General features: G+C 44.2%; 18 protein-coding genes. 7 read left to right on the top strand and 11 right to left on the bottom strand.

Going from position 1 to position 21,708, the window contains the following annotated elements; translation table 11 throughout:
• Window positions 1-53: 53 nt before the first annotated feature.
• Entirely contained in the window at window positions 54-212 is a 159-nt protein-coding gene (locus tag QUB52_RS29245) for an SUMF1/EgtB/PvdO family nonheme iron enzyme (protein WP_442923185.1), read from the top strand.
• 39 nt (window positions 213-251) lie between these two features.
• Here the strand turns inward: QUB52_RS29245 and QUB52_RS09615 are convergent, their stop codons facing one another.
• Entirely contained in the window at window positions 252-1,661 is a 1,410-nt protein-coding gene (locus QUB52_RS09615) for a DUF4041 domain-containing protein (RefSeq protein WP_332973116.1), read from the bottom strand.
• Between the two features lie 139 nt (window positions 1,662-1,800).
• Between QUB52_RS09615 and QUB52_RS09620 the strand changes: the two genes are divergently transcribed.
• A complete protein-coding gene (locus tag QUB52_RS09620; RefSeq protein WP_332973117.1) occupies window positions 1,801-2,931 on the top strand; it encodes an Rpn family recombination-promoting nuclease/putative transposase in 1,131 nt (376 codons plus the stop codon).
• Between the two features lie 132 nt (window positions 2,932-3,063).
• Here QUB52_RS09620 and QUB52_RS09625 read toward each other — a convergent pair whose 3' ends face one another.
• The 7 genes from QUB52_RS09625 to QUB52_RS09655 form a co-directional block, all read right to left on the bottom strand.
• Window positions 3,064-3,351 carry an NfeD family protein gene (locus tag QUB52_RS09625; RefSeq protein WP_265234400.1) on the bottom strand — a complete coding sequence of 96 codons (288 nt, stop codon included), beginning with the start codon at window positions 3,349-3,351 and terminating at the stop codon, window positions 3,064-3,066.
• A 94-nt stretch (window positions 3,352-3,445) separates the two neighbouring features.
• The gene (locus tag QUB52_RS09630; RefSeq protein ID WP_332973118.1) at window positions 3,446-3,733 is read right to left on the bottom strand and encodes an NfeD family protein; all 288 of its coding nucleotides are present in this window, start codon (window positions 3,731-3,733) and stop codon (window positions 3,446-3,448) included.
• Window positions 3,734-4,641: 908 nt separating this feature from the next.
• Window positions 4,642-5,112 (bottom strand): GNAT family N-acetyltransferase, encoded by a 471-nt coding sequence (locus QUB52_RS09635; RefSeq protein ID WP_332973119.1) that lies wholly within the window; start codon window positions 5,110-5,112, stop codon window positions 4,642-4,644.
• On the bottom strand, window positions 5,109-5,744 hold the full coding sequence (locus QUB52_RS09640; RefSeq protein ID WP_265234402.1) for a type I restriction endonuclease: 636 nt from the start codon (window positions 5,742-5,744) through the stop codon (window positions 5,109-5,111). The genes QUB52_RS09635 and QUB52_RS09640 overlap by 4 nt, the downstream gene beginning before the upstream one ends.
• A gap of 43 nt (window positions 5,745-5,787) precedes the next feature.
• Window positions 5,788-6,837: a DUF1611 domain-containing protein gene (locus QUB52_RS09645; protein ID WP_332973120.1), complete on the bottom strand. Its 1,050-nt coding sequence runs from the start codon at window positions 6,835-6,837 to the stop codon at window positions 5,788-5,790.
• A 78-nt stretch (window positions 6,838-6,915) separates the two neighbouring features.
• Window positions 6,916-7,683 (bottom strand): Uma2 family endonuclease, encoded by a 768-nt coding sequence (locus tag QUB52_RS09650; RefSeq protein ID WP_265234404.1) that lies wholly within the window; start codon window positions 7,681-7,683, stop codon window positions 6,916-6,918.
• Window positions 7,684-7,771: 88 nt separating this feature from the next.
• Window positions 7,772-8,851: a dipeptide epimerase gene (locus tag QUB52_RS09655; RefSeq protein WP_332973121.1), complete on the bottom strand. Its 1,080-nt coding sequence runs from the start codon at window positions 8,849-8,851 to the stop codon at window positions 7,772-7,774.
• Between the two features lie 237 nt (window positions 8,852-9,088).
• On the opposite strand from QUB52_RS09655, the gene QUB52_RS09660 reads away from it, so the two are divergent.
• Window positions 9,089-9,538, top strand: coding sequence for an NADAR family protein (locus QUB52_RS09660; RefSeq protein WP_332973122.1), 450 nt, complete (start codon window positions 9,089-9,091; stop codon window positions 9,536-9,538).
• Between the two features lie 808 nt (window positions 9,539-10,346).
• Here QUB52_RS09660 and QUB52_RS09665 read toward each other — a convergent pair.
• Window positions 10,347-11,051, bottom strand: a complete 705-nt coding sequence (locus tag QUB52_RS09665) for a hypothetical protein (RefSeq protein ID WP_265234407.1) — start codon at window positions 11,049-11,051, stop codon at window positions 10,347-10,349.
• 283 nt (window positions 11,052-11,334) lie between these two features.
• On the opposite strand from QUB52_RS09665, the gene QUB52_RS09670 reads away from it, so the two are divergent.
• From QUB52_RS09670 to QUB52_RS09680, 3 genes are all read left to right on the top strand, one after another.
• On the top strand, window positions 11,335-12,480 hold the full coding sequence (locus QUB52_RS09670; RefSeq protein WP_332973123.1) for an AAA family ATPase: 1,146 nt from the start codon (window positions 11,335-11,337) through the stop codon (window positions 12,478-12,480).
• 182 nt (window positions 12,481-12,662) lie between these two features.
• Window positions 12,663-15,815, top strand: coding sequence for a tetratricopeptide repeat protein (locus tag QUB52_RS09675; protein ID WP_332973124.1), 3,153 nt, complete (start codon window positions 12,663-12,665; stop codon window positions 15,813-15,815).
• A 227-nt stretch (window positions 15,816-16,042) separates the two neighbouring features.
• Window positions 16,043-16,696, top strand: a complete 654-nt coding sequence (locus tag QUB52_RS09680; protein WP_332973125.1) for a Uma2 family endonuclease — start codon at window positions 16,043-16,045, stop codon at window positions 16,694-16,696.
• A 41-nt stretch (window positions 16,697-16,737) separates the two neighbouring features.
• On the opposite strand, the gene QUB52_RS09685 is transcribed toward QUB52_RS09680, so the two are convergent.
• Window positions 16,738-17,403: a Uma2 family endonuclease gene (locus QUB52_RS09685; protein ID WP_442923186.1), complete on the bottom strand. Its 666-nt coding sequence runs from the start codon at window positions 17,401-17,403 to the stop codon at window positions 16,738-16,740.
• Window positions 17,404-17,706: 303 nt separating this feature from the next.
• Between QUB52_RS09685 and QUB52_RS09690 the strand changes: the two genes are divergently transcribed.
• Entirely contained in the window at window positions 17,707-19,047 is a 1,341-nt protein-coding gene (locus tag QUB52_RS09690; protein WP_332973126.1) for a 16S rRNA (cytosine(967)-C(5))-methyltransferase, read from the top strand.
• Between the two features lie 32 nt (window positions 19,048-19,079).
• On the opposite strand, the gene QUB52_RS09695 is transcribed toward QUB52_RS09690, so the two are convergent.
• On the bottom strand, window positions 19,080-21,704 hold the full coding sequence (locus tag QUB52_RS09695) for a transglycosylase domain-containing protein (RefSeq protein WP_332973127.1): 2,625 nt from the start codon (window positions 21,702-21,704) through the stop codon (window positions 19,080-19,082).
• Window positions 21,705-21,708: the final 4 nt, after the last annotated feature.

Consider the following 21,708-nt stretch of genomic DNA (forward strand, 5'->3'; position numbering starts at 1 on the left):
TATTTGGTATTTTATCCATCATTACAACTATGTTTTGAGCCAATGAATATCTAATCACTACATATTTATCACTACCCGAAAATCAAACTCATGTAATCCGTGGTGGTTCGTGGCGTAATGAACCCTTACGATGTCGTTCTGCCAGCCGCTGGTACAATAATACCAACAAACCATCTCAAAATATTGGTTTCAGGATTGTTCGCTCTTTATAGCTGACTATATTCCAATATGTTTTTATGTCGTTACTATTCCTAAGCTATCTCATCTTCATCTATATATGCGTCGATTAAGGTTGTATCATCTGATTTTCTTCGTTCTGCTACTTTAGTTCTGTGGTATTCGTAGGCTTGAGGTACTCTTTCACATTTTTCAATCGTCAAAGTCCCAGTCTCTCGCTCAAGTTCTTGTACAATTTGCTCAATTTCATTGAATGAAACCCTAAAAAACTCTCTTCTTTCATTTTCTATATTCACTCTTCTATCATAAAACTGCTCATGAAAATGCTGTATTGTGGCTGAAGCATCGTCTGAAACAATCTTATAATGAATATCAAAGGGGAATGGAACGTAAGGATTCATGGTTCTGATATATACATCTGGGTCACTATTCTTCGTCATAAATATCCTATATACATCTCGTCCGAGAGAACCAATATTTGAAATGACATAAATGTAACCAGACTTGAGCATTCTGGAATATGAAATAACTTTTTCTTTAGCTTTTTCTTTATCTGTTTGAGCTTGAGAAAGCCCCTCTTTAAGATATTTACTTTGACTCTCATATTCTTCTGGCTGTAAACCAGCAACTTTTTTCTTTTCTAGACCTACAAGCTCTTCTTGATATTGCCTTTCTCTTTGCTCAGCTTCTTCAGCTTCTTGTTGCGCCTTTTCCATTTTTATGCGCTCTTTTTTTTCTTGTGCCATCTGTTCTTTGATTGCTCTTTCTCTTGCTTTTTCTTTCTCTTTTATATATTCTAATTCATACTCGATATCTAGCTGTATCAATTTAAGACTTAAATACTCTTCGGAAATCTTACAGTCTATTTTTTGCAAATACCTATTAATCTTGTCACAATAGTTATTTATCTTCTGCTTTAAATTGTCAAGGTTTTTATATGTAACTTCTTTGCAAACATACTTGCACTGTTCTTCAAATACAAATTCTATCATTTTTAAGAGGTTTTTTATCATTTTTTTACCTTCATTTTCTCCTTGTTTACCTTCTCCTATACTCCAGGGAGTATTAGAAATAAAAGCTTCGTTATTGCGTTGCATTTTTAGCTGTCTTTTTTCAACGTCTCCTAATTGTTGTAGATAATCTCCAGACTTTATAAAATCATATTTTGGTTCGTAAGCCTCTATAGATATCAAATACTCTTTAGCCTCAAGTTCACGCAGTTTAGATTGTAAGTTTTTGATAGATGTTCTTATGGCTTCCTGTTGTACATCCAGTTCTTGTAGCTCGTTTTGTTTTAACTGAATGTTTGAATCTAGTTGCTTTTCTGTTTCTTCCCTGGAAGTTAAACTCTGATACTTACTCAGAGCCTGTCTAAGCGAATCCCGATCGTGTCGCATTTGGATAAACGCTATAGTCAGGTAGATTATTAATGATATACCAACCAAGGCTACTATCGTGGTTAACAGAAGAGGTGTTGACAACATTTGACTCAATATTTTTACTTATGCGTTATTAACCTAGTTTACAGGATATTCAGTTCTGGGGCAAGCGTTACAGATAGGCGATCGCATTTACCAATCTTGGCATGGTATAATATCTATCTTCGATTCCCATCGACAACTCATGAAAACAGACACCATTTTCTACAGCCTGTTTCAAGAATTTCCCAGCTTCTTCTTTGAACTAATCGATCGCCCTCCAGACGAAGCCGCCGCCTATGAATTCACCTCCCGCGAAATCAAACAACTCGCATTCCGCATCGATGGGTTATTTCTGCCCACAACCGAAGCACCTGAAAAACCATTTTACTTGGCGGAAGTTCAGTTTCAACCCGATCCAGACTTGTACTACCGCATCTTTGGCGAACTCTTTCTCTACCTGCGACAATACAAACCAGTCAATCCTTGGCGCGTCGTTGTCATCTATCCCAGCCGCCGCATCGAACACGAACAGATGCTGCAATTTCAGGAACTCTTAACCAGTCAGCGGGTGCAACGGATTTACCTCGATGAATTGCCAGAAGCCGCAGATCGATCGCTGGGAGTGAAAATTGTTAAACTGGTAATCGAGCCAGCAGAGACAGTGGCAGAACAAGCACGGCAGTCGATCGCAATGGCCCGACAACAGTTGTCCGATCCAACCGTTCTACGCGATTTAATCAGCCTCATCGAAACAATTATTGTCTACAAACTCCCCCAAAAAAGTCGCGAGGAAATTGCCGCCATGTTGAATTTAAGCGAACTCAGACAAACCAGATTTTATCAAGAAGTCAAGCAAGAAGGTTTAGAAGAAGGACTCGAACAAGGTGAGCAGCAGGCGAAGTTAGAAGCCATTCGTCGGATGATCGCGTTTGGAATGAATTTAGAGACGATCGCGCAATTATTAGATTTGTCAGTAGAATTTGTGCGGCAAACAATTCACAAAATCCAACGCGAATCAATGTCAGTCTCCGAACAAAATATCGACTCATTGATCGAACTATTAACTCAGCAGCGATCGCTCTTCGGGGCCGAACAATTAACCGAACTAGCGCAGCTAATTGAACCTTTATCTGATGACAGCGATGTTCTTGCAGAAGCGATTTTATCCTGGGGTGAAAATTACCCTTCAATTCAGGAAGCTCAAGCCAAACTGCTCGAACCACTACCGCCGGCTAAAACATCAGAAAAAGCAGCAGTCAGCGGAGAAAGTAGTGAATCTCAAATTGGCGATCGCCTCAACAAACAAGCTCTCAAAAATGCCATTTTATTGTAGCGCGATATTCGATAATATTGTAGGGACACGGCACTGCCGTCTCCTAATTTCTAAAAAACAGAATAGTCTGAGCCCCGATTTTTTCAAGAAGTCGGGGCTCAGACAGTGAAAAAGTTGAGATTACTTTCTAGTTTAGTCGGCGGGAGTGAGGGAAACTAACAGAGTGATGCTGTCAACGCCGATGACATAAACAGTGTCTCCCGGTGTGAGGGTGATTTGGCGATCGCACCGTGCGGGCCACCAGCTACCTTGAAAGCGGACGCGACCTGTTTGATTTGGGTAAATCGATTCATCGACGACGGCTTCTTCGTTGAAGTAGTGAAAATTGGTGTTGATGTAGTTGTCGATTAACATATTATTTGCTGTGCTGTAGGTGTGAATAGAAAAAATAGAACCGAAAGCTTTTGCTAAATTGAACATTTTATTGACTCCTTTTGTGTTAAAATATATGGAATTTTTAGATGCTATTTCTGCTATTTGAAAGGCTGCATTTCCTGGTTTTTGATGCTGTGAATTAGTCGGCTGGAGCGAGGGAAACTAACAGAGTGATGCTGTCAACGCCGATGACATAAACGGTGTCTCCGGGTGTAAGAGTGATTTGGCGATCGCACCGTGCGGGCCACCAGCTACCTTGGAAGCGGACGCGACCTGTTTGATTCGGGTAAATCGATTCATCGACGACGGCTTCTTCGTTGAAGTAGTGAAAATTGGTGTTGACGTAATTTTTGATTAACATATTGTTGGCGGTGCTGTATCCTTGAGTGGAGAAGATAGAGCCGAAAGCTTTTAGTACGTTGAACATGATATTTACTCCTGTTGTGTTAAAATATATGGATGTGTAATTGTCTGTTTCTGCTATTTGAGAGGCTGCATTTCCTGGTTGAGATTGATTAATTTACCAGATATTTCATTGTTCGTGTCTGGGGTGCTTCCATCCGGATCAAAAACAAAAATTTTTTGATTTTTTTGGGGGATTTGAGCGGCGGTTGCGGGGAGTCTAAATTGAGTAATTCCGAGGTATTGAATTAAGGATTTAGCTGTCGATTAGTTGCTGGGATTTGTCTCACTGGTAGATGTTGTTAGCTACATTAGCGCTTGGCTGATTCCGCATTACTGCTGCTGTGAAAATGTTTTATTTTTGGGTTTGATGATTTTTTGAATCGGTTGTGACTCGCTTGCTTTACACTTACTAATTTATAAAAAGTCGAAGGTATGTGGTGCGATCGCCCTGACACTTTCTCTCTCTGGTATTGGCACAGGACAATTTCACAACCGCAATCAACGATTTATCAATTGTTTCAGCCTACGAATCTGGCTGATAGTTGTGCCAATTCAGCCAAGTGGACTACCGCAGGCTGTGAACTCTGAACTTACGCAATCTCTGTAGCCCCATCAGGAAGATCCATATATATCTAGTCCATGACTGACACCATCTCCGGTAAAATACCCGTTATGAGTTTGTAGTGACGAATGCAAGTGCGATCGAGTCTGATGAGGTAGAAGTTTTTGATGAATGCAGGTCGATCGCACCCTGCAATCGAGTCTGAGACGCATAATCTCTATATGTAGGGCGATGCACACTGCACCGCGAATCCTATAAGTAGCGTACAAAACCACTTTTTAGCTTTAGCCCTGTAATCGCAATTATGGAACAAGTCGAAATTAAAATCAATTCATAAATTCAGAATCTTAAATTCATAAAAGTCATACTTATAAAAAACTTTCTCGATACTGCATAATTGTTACAGGAATTCTGAATAAAATTTTAGCTAACTGAGACAAACCGAACTTAAATTTAAGCGACTGCGGCAAATCTTGCACGGAAACTTCTACAAAACCAAAGCGAGTATAAAATGCTGCAAGTCGCGTCCCCAAACATTCTAAGTATAGTGGTTTTGTAGCCTGTTGAATTAAATGTTTTGTGAGATAAATGCCCAAACCGCGATCGCGCCAATCCTTCGCCACCACCAAACTACCCAACTCTTGCGCGCCGGAAAAGTTCCGCAACTGTCCGCAAGCAGCCAACTTTCCCTCACATTCGATGACCCAGAATTGCTCCCAGCGCAACTGAGTAGGATCGAGTTTGGCACTCCAGACTAACTTTCTAATTGATTTGATATCTTGCTCCGACGCTTGGCGTAGAACGCATTCTGACGGTAAAGAAACAGAACTTGCAATCATGAGTTATAGCTGGAAACTACAGCAGCGATTCGTTTGAAAATGCGAAAAACTTCGTAAAGTTCGTTTCCGGGGTTCCGAATATCAAACAACTTAGATAAAGCATACTGCGGTGTATCTTGTTTAGTCACTTTGATGAATCGGAAACTGCTGCCATTGGTCAGAAGCCCAAACGTTGGTTGTTCTGAATTTGGGTCATTCAGCATATAAGATAGTAATTGAGGAAGTCCAGCTTCAACGGAATATTGCGATCGCTTGGCTTCGATCGCCACGATCCAAAAAGATTGCAGCAATAATAGGACATCTATGCTGCCCCTAACAATTATATCTTCATCTTCGACAATCAGTTCAACAGATTTTTCACATTCTATGTGAAAGGGAGTCAGGAAAAAATCTGCTACAAATAGCAAAGGAGCTAGTACCACCATTTTTACAGTATCTTCTAGGAAAGGGAATGAGGTACTGTTGATATAGCCTGCTTTTACTTTGTCGAGCGATCGCTTTTCTGCGTCTGCTATTTCAGGCAAATCATCAATCCATTCTCGAAAGAATTGCTCGTCTTCAGACAACTGTAGATTAAATTTAGTTTGAACATCACCCAGTGTCAGTGTTTTTGCTTGAACGGTTTGTGTCATAATTTTCAGTAGCTCTTAGCTATTTGTAACTTATTGTAGCATATCAAATGTCGATCGCCCCCAGCAACACCTCCGCGCCAAACCGCACCGGATCGGTACAAGGCAATCGCGTTTGTGCTTGAATTTCAGCTATTGCTAACAGCGCATCTGCCTCATTTAAGTGATGAGTGTTAAGGGCGATCGCGCTCACTTTGGCCCCAACAAAAGCACCCGCAGCCGCAGCCACCATTTCGTACAATTCAACCACTTTCGACAAACTCGGAATCGATACGTGCGGGTGATGGCGAAGGTGAATTTGTCCGGCTCGGTGCGCTAAAATTAAGTGAGTTGGCTGCGTACCACGCAACAGCGGCAGAGTCGCCGTCGAACCCGGATGCAGTAGCGAACCTTGCCCTTCTACGTGCAGAATATCGCATTCAGAACCCAATTTTATCACCGCTTGTTCCACTGCACCGGCGGCAAAATCAACTCGCACTGCATCCAAAGCAATGCCTTCATTTCCAATCATTAAACCCGTTTGTCCAGTTGCTAAAAATTTGGAACGCAAACCCCGCTGCAAACAAGTGCGATTGAGTTCCAAACTGGTTGACATTTTGCCAACGCTCATATCTGTACCGACAGTTAACACGCGGCGACAGCTTAATTTAGCAGCGGCCGCAGAGGCGATCGCCCCAACAGACTTCGGTTCCTGACGCACGTCCCAAATCCATTGATTTTCGGTTAACGGAACCGTTATCAAAGGTGCAAGTTTCCCGTGCAAACCGTTGACAACCGACAAGCCTGCTGCTACCGCTTGATTAATTTCTGGCAACCATTCCGGGGGCAAAACACCGCCAGATGGAGCGATACCAATTAGCAGAATATCCGGCACAAATTGCAGTGCTTCTGCAACGGAAGCAACAATCGGTACTTGTTGAGGAATGCCAGTTAATTCAGACAAAGATTTTCCTGTACATTGGCGGTCAATTACTGCTACAATTTGTGCTGCGCTGTAGCGCAAAAATGCTAAGCCTGTTTTGCCGGAATAGCCGAGAATTCCCTCGTGCAGCAAGATAGCAACTTTGCCATTTTTGATAGGATAGTTTTGAGTCATTGGTTCACTTTTAAGCTCGGATTGTAGATTGTAGATTAAATCTACAATCTACAATTGATTATTCGCTATGATTTGCGATTACTGGTTTAAAGCATTCGGATCTTCTCCCAATTCTCGCAATCTGGCCTCTAATCGCGAGGCTCGCTGTTGAGCAGCTTCTGCTTGCTGTTGAGCAGCTTCCGCTTGCTGTTGAGCAGCTTCCTCCGGTAACAGAATTAGATTGCCAGACTCGTCGTAGAAACGCGCCCAGACTGCTGTTTCTCGATCGACAATTCCTTCCCAAGTACCCAACCAAAAACCTAGGGTTTCGCACCACAGCCAACCCCGCTCGTCGGGCACTAACGGCTGATAGCGCAGGTTGGCATCTAAACGCCATCCCTGCAAAGAATTCGGATCGAAAGGATCGAATACAAAGTAATCAGGCGTTCTAAAAACCTGCTCGTAAATATCCTTTTTTTTGCCTGTATCCTGATTAGCCGTTGACGGCGACAGCAGTTCCACAATGACATCCGGGTAACGTCCGTTTTCTTCCCAGACTACCCAACCTTGTCGGGAAGTATTGCCGTCAACACCCAATACAGCGAAAAAATCCGGCCCTCTAAAATCCTGATTCCGAACCTGTTTAACGCTGTAATAAATAAACATATTACCACCGACAAAAAAATCGTTCCGGTGAGCTAAACCTTGTTCTAAGGAACGGATTAAAACAGTCATTGCTATACGGTGGCGGTTGCTTTCCATTTCTGCACCATCATCAAAAATTAAATCAGTCGGCGGCTTGTGTTCTTCAAAGAAAAGCTTGGCTTCTCGATCGATTCCCTGTCCAATTGATTCTACTGGTATCATACTATCTCCAGATTTATTTTTATCTGTCAACTGTCAACTGTCAACTGTCAACTGTCAACTGTCAACTGTCAACTGTTTAACGATACTTTTATTCTACAATGTCAATTCGCCGCACTCCCAATCCCGATCGCCCGTTTGGCACCAAACACCCATTTTCTATGCTTGCACCCGTGAAAGGATCGTCGATTAAATTTAAGTGACTGTCCAAATCCAAGTAATCAGCGAGGGGCGAAAGTTGTGCGGCTGCGGTATTGGCGATCGCACTATCGGAATAGCAGCCGAACATCACTTGCAAATTGCAGGCTTTGGCGATGTGAATCATCCGCATAGCTTCGCTCAATCCGCCGGATTTCATCATTTTGATATTGATGCCGTGGACGCATTGTGCTAACTTCGGTATATCCGAACTATTAAAACAACTTTCATCAGCAAAAATTGGCAGCGGTGATTGACGGTAAAGTTCTGCGAATTCAGCCAAATCTGCTACTGGTGACAGCGGTTGTTCGACATAATTTATGTTATATTTTTCCAGCCAGCGACACATTTCGATCGCGCCCTTTAAACTCCAGCCACCGTTAGCATCAACACTGATTTGAATGTTAGCTGGGGCTTCGTCTAACACTGCGATTAACATAGCTTTGTCGGCTTCAATTCCTTCGGGATTGCCCAATTTAATTTTGACGGCGCGGTATTGGATGCTGGCGGGCTCTGTCGCATTTTTGCCAAACCAATCGCGCACTCTGTCTCTCGCTCCAGACGGCGAATTTATGCCGATGGTGACGGATGTGGGGACGATGCGCGATCGATCTAATCCCCACATTTTCCACAGCGGCAAGCCTACTTTTTTGCCCAGCCAGTCGTGGATTGCCATGTCGATGCCGGCGCGGGCGGCCGAGGGTAACTCGACTTCGATGAAGATTTGTTCGACTTTTTGGCGATCGCACGGAGTAAACTTTTCTAGTAGTGGTGCAACTTTCTGCAAAGCTACTAGCAGACTCTCGGTAGTTTGTGGCTTAGCACCTGTAGAAAAGGGCGATGATTCTCCCCAACCTTCGATACCTTCATGGGCTAATTTGACCCACAAATTCGTACTTTGGGATGTTGTACCGCGACTGATGGTAAGCGCAAACCGCTTGCGGACAGTGAAGGTTTCTATTTTAAGCTGCATGATTAGTTATAAGTAGTGGATGGCAGTTCATTCAGTTGACAGTTGACAGTTGATAGTTGATAGGGGCGGTGCCAAGAGTGCCCGCCCTCTCAGTTGACTTTAAACCAATTATTTCTGATCAAAAAATTTTACTATTTTACTAAAAATTTGTAAAAAAACCAATTGCCAATTGTAGATTGTGGCATAATTATAGGTAGTGTAAAATGCGTAGTAAATCATAAAATACCACAAAATATTATGACAATTTACTTTTACAGCACTCGCAGCGAATACGGTAGTTTCTCTAATTTTTCCCGTCACGGATTCGAGTTAGACGGAGAACACTGGCCGACTACCGAACATTATTTTCAAGCACAAAAGTTTCCCCAAACGGAACACTGCGACCAAATTCGCCAAGCAAAAACGCCGAAAGATGCTGCGAAAATGGGGCGCGAGCGCTCTCGTCCCCTGCGCCAAGATTGGGAACAAGTCAAAGACGATATCATGCGAAAAGCTGTACTCCGCAAATTTGAAACTCATGCCGATATTCGCGAAATTTTACTCGCTACTGGCGAAGAGGAAATTGTCGAAAATGCACCGGGAGATTATTATTGGGGTTGTGGGAAAGATGGCAGCGGCAAAAATATGTTGGGACAGATTTTAATGGAAGTGCGAGAGATTTTGCGAAAAGGCACTTCATTCAGTTGACAGTTGACAGTTGACAGCGACCTCTACCTAAAAGGAAGAGGATTGGAGTAATGAATAGTTTTCTTTTAATTTCTCGCCTTTAAGGGAGAGGCTTTAAACCAATTCTTTCTGGTAAAACACAACCTAAGAAACCGGGGTTTTTACCTGAATTGTAGGCTGTAACAAAGTATTTTCGTAAAAAATCCGGTTTCTGGCTACCCGTGCTTCCAAGACTAGCATAACTAAAATTTTCCACAAAACTAAAGCAGGACTTATTTAATAGTAAGTCCTGCGAGGCTGCTAAGGGAGCATTACCTCAATTTTCTTAAACACCGAACTCAAAATTTTACCTGATCAACTCTCGAATTGTGTGCCAATCTCCTCGGACTGTTCTAGTAGAGGGTTTAGCCTCTCCTAGGAGACTGTAAAGCAGGGGAAACGGTAAAAACCCTGCACCACTTGTTTGTTTTAACAACTATTGTGAAACCGTAATTCACTTTGAGCGTGGCAAGTACAGCATTGTTCGCCAGTCGCCTCCCGGACACCGTTCTCCTTAGGTTGGCGATTCACAGGTTACACAGCAAAACACCTGTTCTGGTTAAGGTTTGTTGTTTATTTATGTTGTATGTTTCTATTCTGTGCGATTTCTCTAAAATGTTAGCTGTTGTACAGAATTCTTTACACTTTTTCGATCGAAAAGATGATCCGTCGGTTTTGAGTAAGGGATCGATCGCACTTTTGGAATCTTCCCTCAGACTTAAGTTTAGGACTCGCAGCTTAAGTGAGTTGCAACCAAATTTTAAGATTGCTGACTGTTAAGATTTTTGAGTTATTTAGCTGTATTCGCACCGAACTGCCGCCGTTGCTGTTGAATTCGGTTGAATTCTTTTTCTTCTTCTGTCAGTAAAGAATTGTCGATCGGCGATCGCATATCCCACTGCAACTCAGACAGTAAAATTAGACAGCCTGCGATCACAATTCCGGTTGTCAAATACTGCCAAGGTGCGACAAAGGGCAATAATCCGATCGCAAATAGATGAGTTAGCCCGATCGCCATAAAAGTGCGCGATCGCAAACCAAGCCCAGTACAAAAATAGCCGATCGCGCTCAACCCCAACCACAAATCGCACAGATGCAGCAACCAAAATCCCCAACTCGCAAAAATACTGCAATCCGTCAGCACCAAACCAGAAATCATCAAAATCGCCCAAGAGTAAAGAATCCAGCTAACACGCTCAACCTTTACCCAAAACAAAGTCAAAACCGCCATGATCGCAGTGCCAATTAGAGTCAAAGTTGACCACAGAATCGCCTGAAAGCTCCAACTAAGCGGGACAAACTGAGCCGTGAAAAAAATCCCCGCCGTCACCAAAGCCCAAAGCAAAAAAGTTTGGTCAATGCGGGTATAAAATCCTGAGAAAAGAGTAATATTTCCGACTTTCCAGTGGAGGCGCAAGAGGCCTGCGAGGTCTTGTACGTCGAGATGTTCTTGTTTGGAGCGGATCGGGGGTTCACAGGGGTTGAAGAAGGTCATCCAGTGTGGTTTAAAATATCAAGTTTTGCGTATTGTAACAAAACTACACGAATATTTTACAGATTTTTATAGCGTTTTTTCTAGTTCCCTGGCTCTGCCTGGGGACGTAGATCCAAAAAGATTTTTGGACGGGTTCTTCGGTTCATTCCACAGGAGAGGGGACGAGATCTTCGGCCCATCCCACAAGAGTTTGATTGATTTTGTGTGTCTAACCGGAATATACGTTGGATTTGACGTACAATGAAAACAACGTAGATTTTACGAATATAATTAAGGAGAGAATATGAAAGCAAATCCCGGTGGAACAATTGCGCCAGCAGAAGTCATGGGCAGAGACAAGCTGATTTTGGATTTGTGGGGGATTTTAGAGCAGCAAAGTGTCATATTGAGTGCTGAGCGGCGGATGGGTAAAACGTCGGTAATTAAGAAAATGCAAGCGGAAGCTACCGCAGATAAATTGCCGATTTATCGTGATTTGGAAAATGTGCGATCGCCCTTAGAGTTTGTCGAGACAGTTTTTAAGGATGTCGAAGAATATTTAAGCCGTTTTAATAGCACCGCCAAGAAAACTCGCGGATTCCTCACTCAACTGGGAGGTACAGAATTTAGCGGTTTCAAGTTGCCGGAGATTGCCGCGCCTCACTGGAAAGCTTTGCTGACTCAAACCATAGCAGATTTGGTCGAAAATCAAAACCGCACAGTCGTACTGCTTTGGGATGAAGTGCCGTATATGTTGGACAATATCGGCGATGCAGCGGCGATGGAATTGCTCGATACTTTGCGATCTATCCGCCAGATGTACCCGGCTGTCAGAATGGTTTATACAGGTTCGATCGGCTTGCATCACGTGCTTGGTGTCCTCAGAAAAGCGGGCTATACAAACGACCCGACTAATGATATGTATGTCCAAGACGTGCCGCCGCTATCCGATAAAGATGCAACTATTTTAGCTCGCAAATTGCTTGAAGGTGAAAAGATTGCCACACCGGACATCCAAGGAAGTGCAGTTTTTATCGCCGATGAATTAAGTAATATTCCGTTTTACATCCACCATTTAATTGCTAAACTCAAATTGCGCGATGATTCAGGGGACATCGCCGCTATTAAGGAAGTCATTGCTGATTGTTTGGACGACCCGCTAAATCCCTGGAAAATGGAATATTATCGGGAGCGAATTGATAGTTACTACGATGAAAAACAGCGTCCTTATGCCCTAAATTTGCTCGACATCTTGGCGGCGGCGGGCGCGTCTTTGTCCTTTGATGAGTTATTTGCTGGTATCAAGCAAGAGTCGGAAACTCAAGATAAAGAAATGGCGCGTAAAGTTTTAAGACTTTTGGAGCAGGATTATTATCTTTATAAGAAAGATGGCAGATATCAATTTCGGTATGCGCTGATTCAAAAATACTGGAAATCCTTAAGATGTTGAGATTCTGCTCGTTACCAGGAACAGGCTGGAAATCAATTAATCTTCTTGAGTCCGCGGAGGCGGACATCGTTTGTGTAGACGCGGTTTCAACCGCCGTCTCTTGAGTCCGCGGAGGCGGACATCGTTTGTGTAGACGCGGTTTCAATCGCCGTCTCATCTAAAACAACCAACACAATCAATCCATGAAAAACACATTAATCTCACGATTCACTCCCAGCTTGATGGCACCAGAAACCCTCGAAGCCATCCTCGTACAGCGTCACAAACTAGCAAACCATTTAGTAGAAAACATCCGCGAAAGCGCCCTCACACCCAACAAGCATTATCAACTGCTAATCGGGCCGCGCGGTATTGGCAAAACCCACTTAGTATCTCTGATTTATCACCGCATTTCTAAGATGGAGGATTTGCAGGATAAATTGCTAATTGCATGGCTGAGGGAAGAAGAATATGGGATAGCATCTTTCTTGGATTTGTTGATTGCGATATTGCGCGCCATTGGTAAAGAATATCCTGCCGAATATCAAGCCGAGTTACACGATGCTGTCGAAGGGCTTTATGAGTCGCCGGAGGATGCTGAATCTGTGGCGGCACAATTGTTGAGAGATTTTATTGGGAATCGCGTTTTGCTGTTGATTGTCGAGAATTTGGATGATGTATTTAGCGGGTTGGGCGATATCGGACAAAAGCAGTTTAGGGCTTATCTTCAAACTTATGGGTTTTTGACTATTTTGGCAACTTCCCAAAGTTTGTTTGATGGCATTGAATCGCGCGATCAGCCTTTTTACGGCTTTTTTTATAGTCATACTTTAAAAGAATTAGAACTAGATGATGCTGTAGCTTTGTTGCATCAGATTGCTAGCTTGGAAGGGAAAAGCGAATTAGCATCTTTTATTCAAGATTCAACGGGACGAGATCGCATAAAAGTTGTGCATTTCCTTTCTGGCGGCAGTCCCCGGATTTATATGGTTTTTTCGGATTTCCTGGTGAACCGGGAATCTCTAAATAAACTGGTGGAAACATTTATGGCGATGCTGGACGATTTAACGCCGTATTACCAGGATCGGATGAAATATATCTCAAATCAGCAGCGCAAGATTGTGGATTTTTTGGCGGATTTGCGCCACGCGGTATCGGTAAAAGAAATTGCTAAACGCTGTTTTATCACTCACCAAACTGCATCTAGTCAACTGAAAAATTTGCGGCAAAAGGGTTATGTAAAAAGTGAAGAAATCGGGCGGGAGTCTTGGTACGAATTGCGGGAACCGCTGATGCGTTTTTGTTTGGAAGTTAAGAAGCAGCGCAATGAACCGATTAGATTGTTGGTGGATTTTTTGCGGGTTTGGTATACGAAGGAAGAGTTGCAGCAGCGATTGGGATTGAGGATGGCGGATGTTGATTTTGCGGATAAGAAAAGTCGTTTTGAGTATCGGCAAAATTTGCCACCGATTCCACCTGATGCTTTGATGGAACGAGAATATTATACGCGGGCGCTGGAGGCTATTGATAGAAATGAGGAAGATCCGCGTTGGAAGGCTTATTTTGATGAAATTGAAAATTGTCGCGAACAGAAAGACGATGTTTCTGCTTTAGAATATGCGGAAAAATTGGTAACAAGTCGCGGGGAAGCAAAGGATTGGTCGGCAAAGGGACGCTGTTTAAATAGGCTGGAACGCTACGATGAAGCTTTGGAATGTTTAGACAAAGCTATTGAAATTGACTGCAATTATGCGAGGGCTTGGACTAATAAAGGTAATGTACTCACCAACCTCGAACGCTATGATGAAGCCTTAGTATCCTTAGATCGCGCCATCGAACTGGATGCCAATGATCAGTCGGCTTGGGCTTGGCGAGGCTACGTACTCGGCGAACTTAAATGCTATGAAGAAGCCTTAATATCTTACGATCGCGCGATCAAACTTGATGCCAATGATCAGTCGGCTTGGTTTAGCCGAGGCTGGACGCTGTATAATCTCGGCCGCTATGATGAAGCCTTAGTATCTTTCGATCGCGCGATCGAACTTGATGCCAATTATCAACGGGCTTGGTATTGGCGAGGCAATGTACTCAACAACCTCAAACGCTATGATGAAGCCTTAGCATCCTTCGATCGCGCGCTCGAACTTGATGCTAATGATAAGTGGGCTTGGTATTGGCGAGGCAATGTACTCAACAACTTCAAACGCTATGATGAAGCCTTAGCATCCTTCGATCGCGCGCTCGAACTTGATGCTAATGATAAGTGGGCTTGGGTGAATCGAGGCTATGTACTCAACGACCTCAAACGCTATGATGAAGCCTTGGTATCCTTCGATCAGGCGATCGAACTTGATACCAATGATCAAGGGGATTGGGTTTGGCGAGGCGATGTACTCGACAACCTCAAACGCTATGATGAAGCCTTAGTATCTTACGATCGCGCGATCGAACTAGATGCCAATTATCAGTGGGCTTGGTTTAGCCGAGGCAATGTACTCGACAACCTCAAACGCTATGATGAAGCCTTAGTATCTTTAGATCGCGCGATCGAACTGGATGCCAATTATCAGTATGCTTGGCGTATGCGAGGCGATGTACTCGACAACCTCAAACGCTACGATGAAGCCTTAGTATCTTTAGATCGCGCGATCGAAATTGATGCCAATTATCAGTGGGCTTGGGCTAATCGAGGCAATGTACTCACCAACCTCAAGCGCTATGATGAAGCCTTAGTATCTTACGATCGCGCGATCGAACTTGATGCCAATGATAAGTGGGCTTGGTTTAGCCGAGGCTGGATGCTGGATATTCTCGGCCGCTATGAAGAAGCTTTAATATCTTGCGATAAAGCGATCGCACTTGGTAAGGAAGGTGCATCTGTTTTCTTCAACCGCGCCATTGCCATTCTCGGATTGAATCGTTGGAATGAAGGCATCACCGCCTTAGACGACGCATTTAAACGCCTAGAACTCGATAATGAAGCAGATTCAGATGATGCCGAATTAATTATCAGCAACATATTCGCGAACACGAACGATCGAGCTACATGGATACCTCGCATCGCCAGCCTAATTGCAGTTTACGAAAAACACAAAAATCTCTCAGTCTTAGGACAGGGAATCGTGCGAAACATCCCCGCGCTAATGTCAGAAATGGTCAGCGACAAAGCCGCCCGCACTTGGTTAGAATTGTGGCAAGAACAAACCAGCAACTACGAACAATTTCAAATTCCCATCCGCCTGCTGAATGCCGCTGTCCGCTATAAAGAAACCAAGGGCGACAGACGAGTTTTGCTAGAACTTCCCATTGAAGAACGCAATCTATTAGAACCGTTGGTGTCAGGAAAAGTAGAATAGGCGATTAGAAATTACGGTCACGATTGAGGCCCCCGGCGATTGGAAATCGCGGCTACACAAACGATGTCCGCCTCCGCGGACGGAAGAAAGGAAATTCAACCCGCGGAGGCGGGTTTTGTGTGTGTAGACGCGGTTTCAACCGCCGGGTTTCCCCAACCCATGAACATGGTTTTTGTTGAAATAGGTATAAAATAGAAATTGATGATACTAGCAAAGGACTCATCCCCATGACCGCAACAATTCCCACTAAAACCTCATCAGAAATCATCTATCCCGACAGCGACGGTAAACCCATGTCAGACAATACCAAACAGTTTGAACTAATTGTCACCATTCAAGGCGGAATAGATGCCCTATACAAAGAAGACGAAAATGTCTTTGTAGCAGGTGACTTGCTCTGGTATCCCGTCGAAGGAGATAACAAAACTCGCCAAGCACCTGATACGATGGTAGTGTTTGGCAGACCGAAAGGTTACAGAGGTTCCTACCAACAGTGGCTGGAAGATAATATCGCCCCGCAAGTTGTCTTTGAAATCCTTTCACCTGGAAACCGAATGGGATCGCTGTTTAAACTGTTTAATTTTTATCAGAATTATGGAGTAGAAGAATATTATGTCTACAGTCCAGAGGATAATGAATTAATGGGTTGGCTGCGAAGTGATGGAAAACTCAACTATATTGAATTAATGGATGGTTGGGTGAGTCCGCGTTTGCAGATACTTTTTGAAACTGCATCGGGAGAATTGGAAATTTATCGGCCTGATGGACAGAAGTTTTTGTCTTATGTGGAGTTGTCAAGACAACAGGAGTTAGCACAGCAAAAAGCCGATCGCCTTTCCGACAAATTGCGAGAAATGGGCATCAACCCCGACGAAATCTGAACAAAGAAAACCGGGCGCTTGAAACCGCGTCTCTACTGATTTCAATCGCCATTTCCCGACTCTCCCGACAAAATCCCAACAAACTCCGCGTGTTCCGGCGAATTAATCCCCTCCTGCAAAACCGCCATCACCTGCGCCAAATCTCCCGACAACAAAGCGGGTACAGCCAACCACAAACCAGGAAAAACTAGACTCCGCACCACACCATTCTCATCAGGTTCCAGAGAAACATACTTGCCTTCATTCAAAGTAAACCAATGCAAACGTTGTTTGTTAATCTGCCAAACCATATACTCCTGCACTCCATTTCGCCGATAAGCCTTTTTCTTATCGTGCAAATCTTTAGATGCGGTACTAGCAGCTATTTCTACAACCAATTCCGGCGCACCTTGGATGTAATCATCATCAGTAATTTGCGAATTTCCCCCATTCTCAATTCGCAGCAAAGCATCTGGCTGCGGTTCGTTGTCCCCGTCTAAGAATACCGTTGCGTTATCACCCAGTCGCACCCCAGGCGTAGCAATCCGATAATTCCACAGCCACCCAATAATGTTACTGTGAGGTTCAGCATGAGGTACAAATCTTACTGGGGATGGCATATACACAATTCCTTCAATTAATTCGGCTTTCTTGACGTGCGGCATGGCGAGATAGCGATCGTGAAATTCAGGCCGCGAAAGCCGATCGCCATTTTCCAGCGGCAGCATTGTTTCGGATTCTTCAACAACAGGAGTTTGTCGATCGATATTTTTTGTACTTCTTACAGATGTTTGAGTCATAATGTATTACCTTAGAACGAGGTACAGAAACTCGAAACAGAAAATGATAAAATAAATCAGCAGTTATTAATATTATACACTTAACATTGTGTAAGTCATTTTATTTAATATCTTCAGGAGTTACGCACTCCGACGTAAGAAACCGGGTTTTTCGCGACAAGACGCATTGTGACGCGCAGATTCCCTAAAAAACCCGGTTTCTGAACCCCACGCGAAGTCCCAATTTAAATCATGCAAAATCCCCGCCAAATAGCCTTTCTCGCACTCCGCGAAGTCCACCGCCGAGGCGCATTCGCAGACGCAGCCCTCGATCGCACTTTCCGCAACTCCCAACTCAGCGACCTCGATCGCCGTTTAGTCACAGAATTAGTGTACGGTAGCGTTAGGAGAATGCGATCACTCGACTTCATCATCGACAAACTAGCCACAAAAAAATCCTCCCAACAACCGCCAGACCTCCGCACCATCCTGCATTTAGGCATATATCAACTGCAATATCTCAACAATATTCCCCCCTCCGCCGCCGTCAACACCACCGTTCAACTAGCAAAAGAAAATGGCTTTGCAGGACTCAGCAGTTTTGTCAACGGTTTGCTGCGACAATACATCCGTTTAACAGAAACCGACTTAAACCCATTAACAATTACTAACTATAAATCATCAGTCGAACGCCTCGGAATTCTGCACAGCTTCCCCGACTGGCTAGTAGAATTGTGGATCGAACAAATAGGCGAAACAGAAACGGAACAACTCTGTGAATGGTTCAATCAATCCCCCACAATTCACCTCAGAATCAATCCCTTAAAAACCTCGATCGCCCAAATCGAGACCGCCTTCCAAGCCCAGAACATCTCAACCAGCAGAATCCCCCATTTACCCCAAGCATTAAGACTAAATGGTAGCACCGGCGCAATCCAAAACCTCCCCGGATATAGCGAAGGTTGGTGGACAATCCAAGATAGTAGCGCTCAATTAGTCACCCATTTACTCGATCCACAGCCAGGGGAAATCATCATCGATGCCTGCGCCGCGCCGGGAGGGAAAACCACCCACAGCGCTGAATTAATGCAGGATACAGGCACTATTTACGCCTGCGACAAAACCGCTAGCAGACTTAAAAAACTTACTGAAAATGCCGATCGACTCCAGATGAAATCCATTAAAATTCATACCGGAGACAGCCGCGAGTTCCCAGAATTTATCAACCTAGCAGACAGAGTTTTATTAGACGCACCCTGTTCCGGCCTCGGAACCCTGCACCGCCGCGCTGACGCCCGCTGGCGACACACACCCGAAAATATTCAACAACAATCGCAACTGCAATCGGAATTGTTAGCAAATTCAGCGACATTTGTCAAGTCCGGCGGCGTCTTAGTGTATGCAACTTGCACGATTCATCCCTTGGAAAATGAACAGGTTGTGCGATCGTTCTTAGATAGCAATCCTGACTGGCAAATCGAAGCACCAACCATTGAGTTACCCGTACAGCCATCACCCGAAGGATGGGTGAAACTTTGGCCGCACAAACATATAATGGATGGCTTTTTTATGGTGCGACTCAAACGAAATTAAGAAGACCGGGCGGTTTCAACCGCCGTCTTATCTTATTGTGGCGGTTCTTGATAGGCTGGTTCTTGATAGGCTGGTTCTTGATAAGCAGGTTCTTGATAGGCTGGCTCTTGATAAGCAGGTTCGCGATACCGGGGTTGAGGATTGGGATTGTAAGGTACGATCGCACCATCCTCATTGACAATCATCCCCCGAATAATCTCGTTGGGCTTGACCGGTTTTGCCTTAATACTGCCTTTGCGGCCCTCCAACTTCGGCAACTTCGGAAACTCCTCAACCGGCATTCCTTTGACAGCTTGACTCATAAAATCGCGCCAATTATAAGCAGCCGTACCGCTAGTTCCCCCCGTCGGATAATTGTCATCATTCCCTAGCCAAACCCCAGTCACCACCTGCGGAATATAACCGATAAACCACAAATCCCGCACATTTTCTGAAGTACCAGTTTTGCCAGCAACAGCGCGATCGGCTAAAGCAGCAGGCCCGCCCGTACCCCCAGTCACCACACCCTCCAACATCCAAGTAGTAATCGCAGCACTATCCTTATCCAAAACCCGCTTCGGTTTAAAATCAGCCTGATAAATCACATCTCCCCGCTGATTAATTACCTTAGTAATTCCGTGCGCTTCAATAAAATTACCTTGGGATGCCAAAGTACCGTAAGCATTAGTTAACTCCAGCAAATTCACCTCAGAAGAACCCAAAGCCAGGGAATAAATCGGACTTAATTTAGACTTAATTCCCATATCGTGGGCTAATTTCATCGCCGGTTCAAAGCCGACATCGACCAACACCTTCACCGCCACCACATTCACCGACGCCCTCAAAGCGTCAGACATCGATCGCCAACCGCTAAACTTTTTCCCGTAATTATTCGGTTGATAGCCGTCGAAAATAATGGGCTCATCTTCATAGCTGTCGTAAGGCGAAAAACCGGCTGCTATCCCCGCCGCATAAACCAACCCCTTAAAAGTCGATCCGGGCTGCCGCAAAGCCTGCGTAGCGCGATTAAACTGACTTTGATTAAAATTTCCGCCGCCGACTAGCGCCTTAACTTCCCCTGTTTTGGTTTCGATCGAAACTAAAGCTGCTTGTTCAAAACCTTGACGGCGGCCATCAACCTCGATCGCATCTTTAACCACCTTTTCCGCTATTTTCTGCCACTTCAAATCCACCGTCGTCTCGACAGTCAAGCCACCCGATTCCAAAGCATCCTTAGAAACATAGCGCGGCAATTCCTTGCGAATGTAACTAGCAAAATAAGGCGCCATCACTTGAAATCGCTTCGGTGCACTTGGTTTAACAGTCATAGGTTCTGCCATCGCCTCCTTCGCCTGCGCTTCTGTAATTACCTTTGCTTCCTGCATTTGTTTGAGCACAATATTGCGGCGTTCCTTAGCAACATTCGGATTAACCAAAGGCGAATATTCACTCGGTGCCGGAGGCAAACCCGCCAAAGTTGCCATCTCTGCCAAAGTTAATTTATCGACTGTTTTGCTAAAGAAAACCCAAGCCGCATCTCCCACCCCGTAAGCATCCGATCCCAAATAAACCAAATTTAAATATCTTTCTAAAACTTGGTCTTTACTCAACTCCCGCTCTATTTTCTGAGCTAAAAGTGCCTCCCGAACCTTTCGCTTAAGACTTCTTTCTTGATTGAGAAAAACCACGCGAGCCAATTGTTGAGTAATTGTACTGCCGCCCTGCACGAAATCTCTCGCCATCACATTAGAAGCGATCGATCGCACAATACCTTGATAATCCACCCCGCCATGTTCGTAAAAACGGCGGTCTTCGATAGAAATAAAAGCTTTCTTCAACAAATCGGGAATTTCATTAAGTTTTAGCTTATCTCTAGTTGCGGGCCCCGACTGCAATAAAATCGTATTATCTGCCGCCTTAATTGTCAGCGTTCCATCACGGTTAAAAGCCGACAAATCGTTAACATCCGGCAAACCTTTATCTAAGGTGTGCAAAATCCATAAACCGTATATTAAAGCGCCACCGCCCATACTAGCCACACCTATGGCTATCCAAAATCTCGGGCGGCGGGACAGGAGTTTTTTTAACTTTTTCTGTGGTTTTATATCTTCCTGCGGTGCGCTATTTTCCGGTAGCTCAGTATTTATTGGCAGTTGGGTGTCCGCCAGCGCGCTATTTTCTGGTAATTCAGTATTGATTTGTTCCAGTTGGGTGTGCGGCAGCGCGCTATTTTCCCGTAATTTGCGACTATTGTATCTCTGGGATTTTTTGGGTGATTTAGTTCTGTGCCCACTCAATCCCGGCTGCAACAATTCTCTTCCCTTTGCTTGCAACGTAGTAATTAGAGGCTCAATTTCCAACCAAATAATTAAGCGCCTCAACCCTTGCCAATTGCGCTGGACTCTTGGATATTCATCGTCTTCTGAGTCAGAATAATATTCTGATGCTAATTCTGACTCTTCTGGAGGTTCAGCATCTTCTGATACCACATAATCCGATCGCGCATCTGTTGTCTGTGCAGACAATTGATCCGGAGATGGCGGCGAGTTTAGCCCGGTGCTATTGGCAGCATTTGGCGATTCTAGATCGGAATTACCGCCTACTCCCTTAGTGACTTTGCTCAATTTATACTTAATATTTGAGAAAAATTCTGACACGTTCAGACCTTCATACCTCATCAAT

The organism is Microcoleus sp. A6-C6 (assembly GCF_036705955.1).
Classification (GTDB): Bacteria; Cyanobacteriota; Cyanobacteriia; order Cyanobacteriales; family Microcoleaceae; genus Microcoleus.

Bases quoted from the DNA above. Each gene is read 5' to 3' on its own strand.
- QUB52_RS09615 (WP_332973116.1), bottom strand. From the start codon at position 1,661: ATGTTGTCAACACCTCTTCTGTTAACCACGATAGTAGCCTTGGTTGGT.
- QUB52_RS09620 (WP_332973117.1), top strand. From the start codon at position 1,801: ATGAAAACAGACACCATTTTCTACAGCCTGTTTCAAGAATTTCCCAGC.
- QUB52_RS09625 (WP_265234400.1), bottom strand. From the start codon at position 3,351: ATGTTCAATTTAGCAAAAGCTTTCGGTTCTATTTTTTCTATTCACACC.
- QUB52_RS09630 (WP_332973118.1), bottom strand. From the start codon at position 3,733: ATGTTCAACGTACTAAAAGCTTTCGGCTCTATCTTCTCCACTCAAGGA.
- QUB52_RS09635 (WP_332973119.1), bottom strand. From the start codon at position 5,112: ATGATTGCAAGTTCTGTTTCTTTACCGTCAGAATGCGTTCTACGCCAA.
- QUB52_RS09640 (WP_265234402.1), bottom strand. From the start codon at position 5,744: ATGACACAAACCGTTCAAGCAAAAACACTGACACTGGGTGATGTTCAA.
- QUB52_RS09645 (WP_332973120.1), bottom strand. From the start codon at position 6,837: ATGACTCAAAACTATCCTATCAAAAATGGCAAAGTTGCTATCTTGCTG.
- QUB52_RS09650 (WP_265234404.1), bottom strand. From the start codon at position 7,683: ATGATACCAGTAGAATCAATTGGACAGGGAATCGATCGAGAAGCCAAG.
- QUB52_RS09655 (WP_332973121.1), bottom strand. From the start codon at position 8,851: ATGCAGCTTAAAATAGAAACCTTCACTGTCCGCAAGCGGTTTGCGCTT.
- QUB52_RS09660 (WP_332973122.1), top strand. From the start codon at position 9,089: ATGACAATTTACTTTTACAGCACTCGCAGCGAATACGGTAGTTTCTCT.
- QUB52_RS09665 (WP_265234407.1), bottom strand. From the start codon at position 11,051: ATGACCTTCTTCAACCCCTGTGAACCCCCGATCCGCTCCAAACAAGAA.
- QUB52_RS09670 (WP_332973123.1), top strand. From the start codon at position 11,335: ATGAAAGCAAATCCCGGTGGAACAATTGCGCCAGCAGAAGTCATGGGC.
- QUB52_RS09675 (WP_332973124.1), top strand. From the start codon at position 12,663: ATGAAAAACACATTAATCTCACGATTCACTCCCAGCTTGATGGCACCA.
- QUB52_RS09680 (WP_332973125.1), top strand. From the start codon at position 16,043: ATGACCGCAACAATTCCCACTAAAACCTCATCAGAAATCATCTATCCC.
- QUB52_RS09685 (WP_442923186.1), bottom strand. From the start codon at position 17,403: ATGCTGCCGCTGGAAAATGGCGATCGGCTTTCGCGGCCTGAATTTCAC.
- QUB52_RS09690 (WP_332973126.1), top strand. From the start codon at position 17,707: ATGCAAAATCCCCGCCAAATAGCCTTTCTCGCACTCCGCGAAGTCCAC.
- QUB52_RS09695 (WP_332973127.1), bottom strand. From the start codon at position 21,704: ATGAGGTATGAAGGTCTGAACGTGTCAGAATTTTTCTCAAATATTAAG.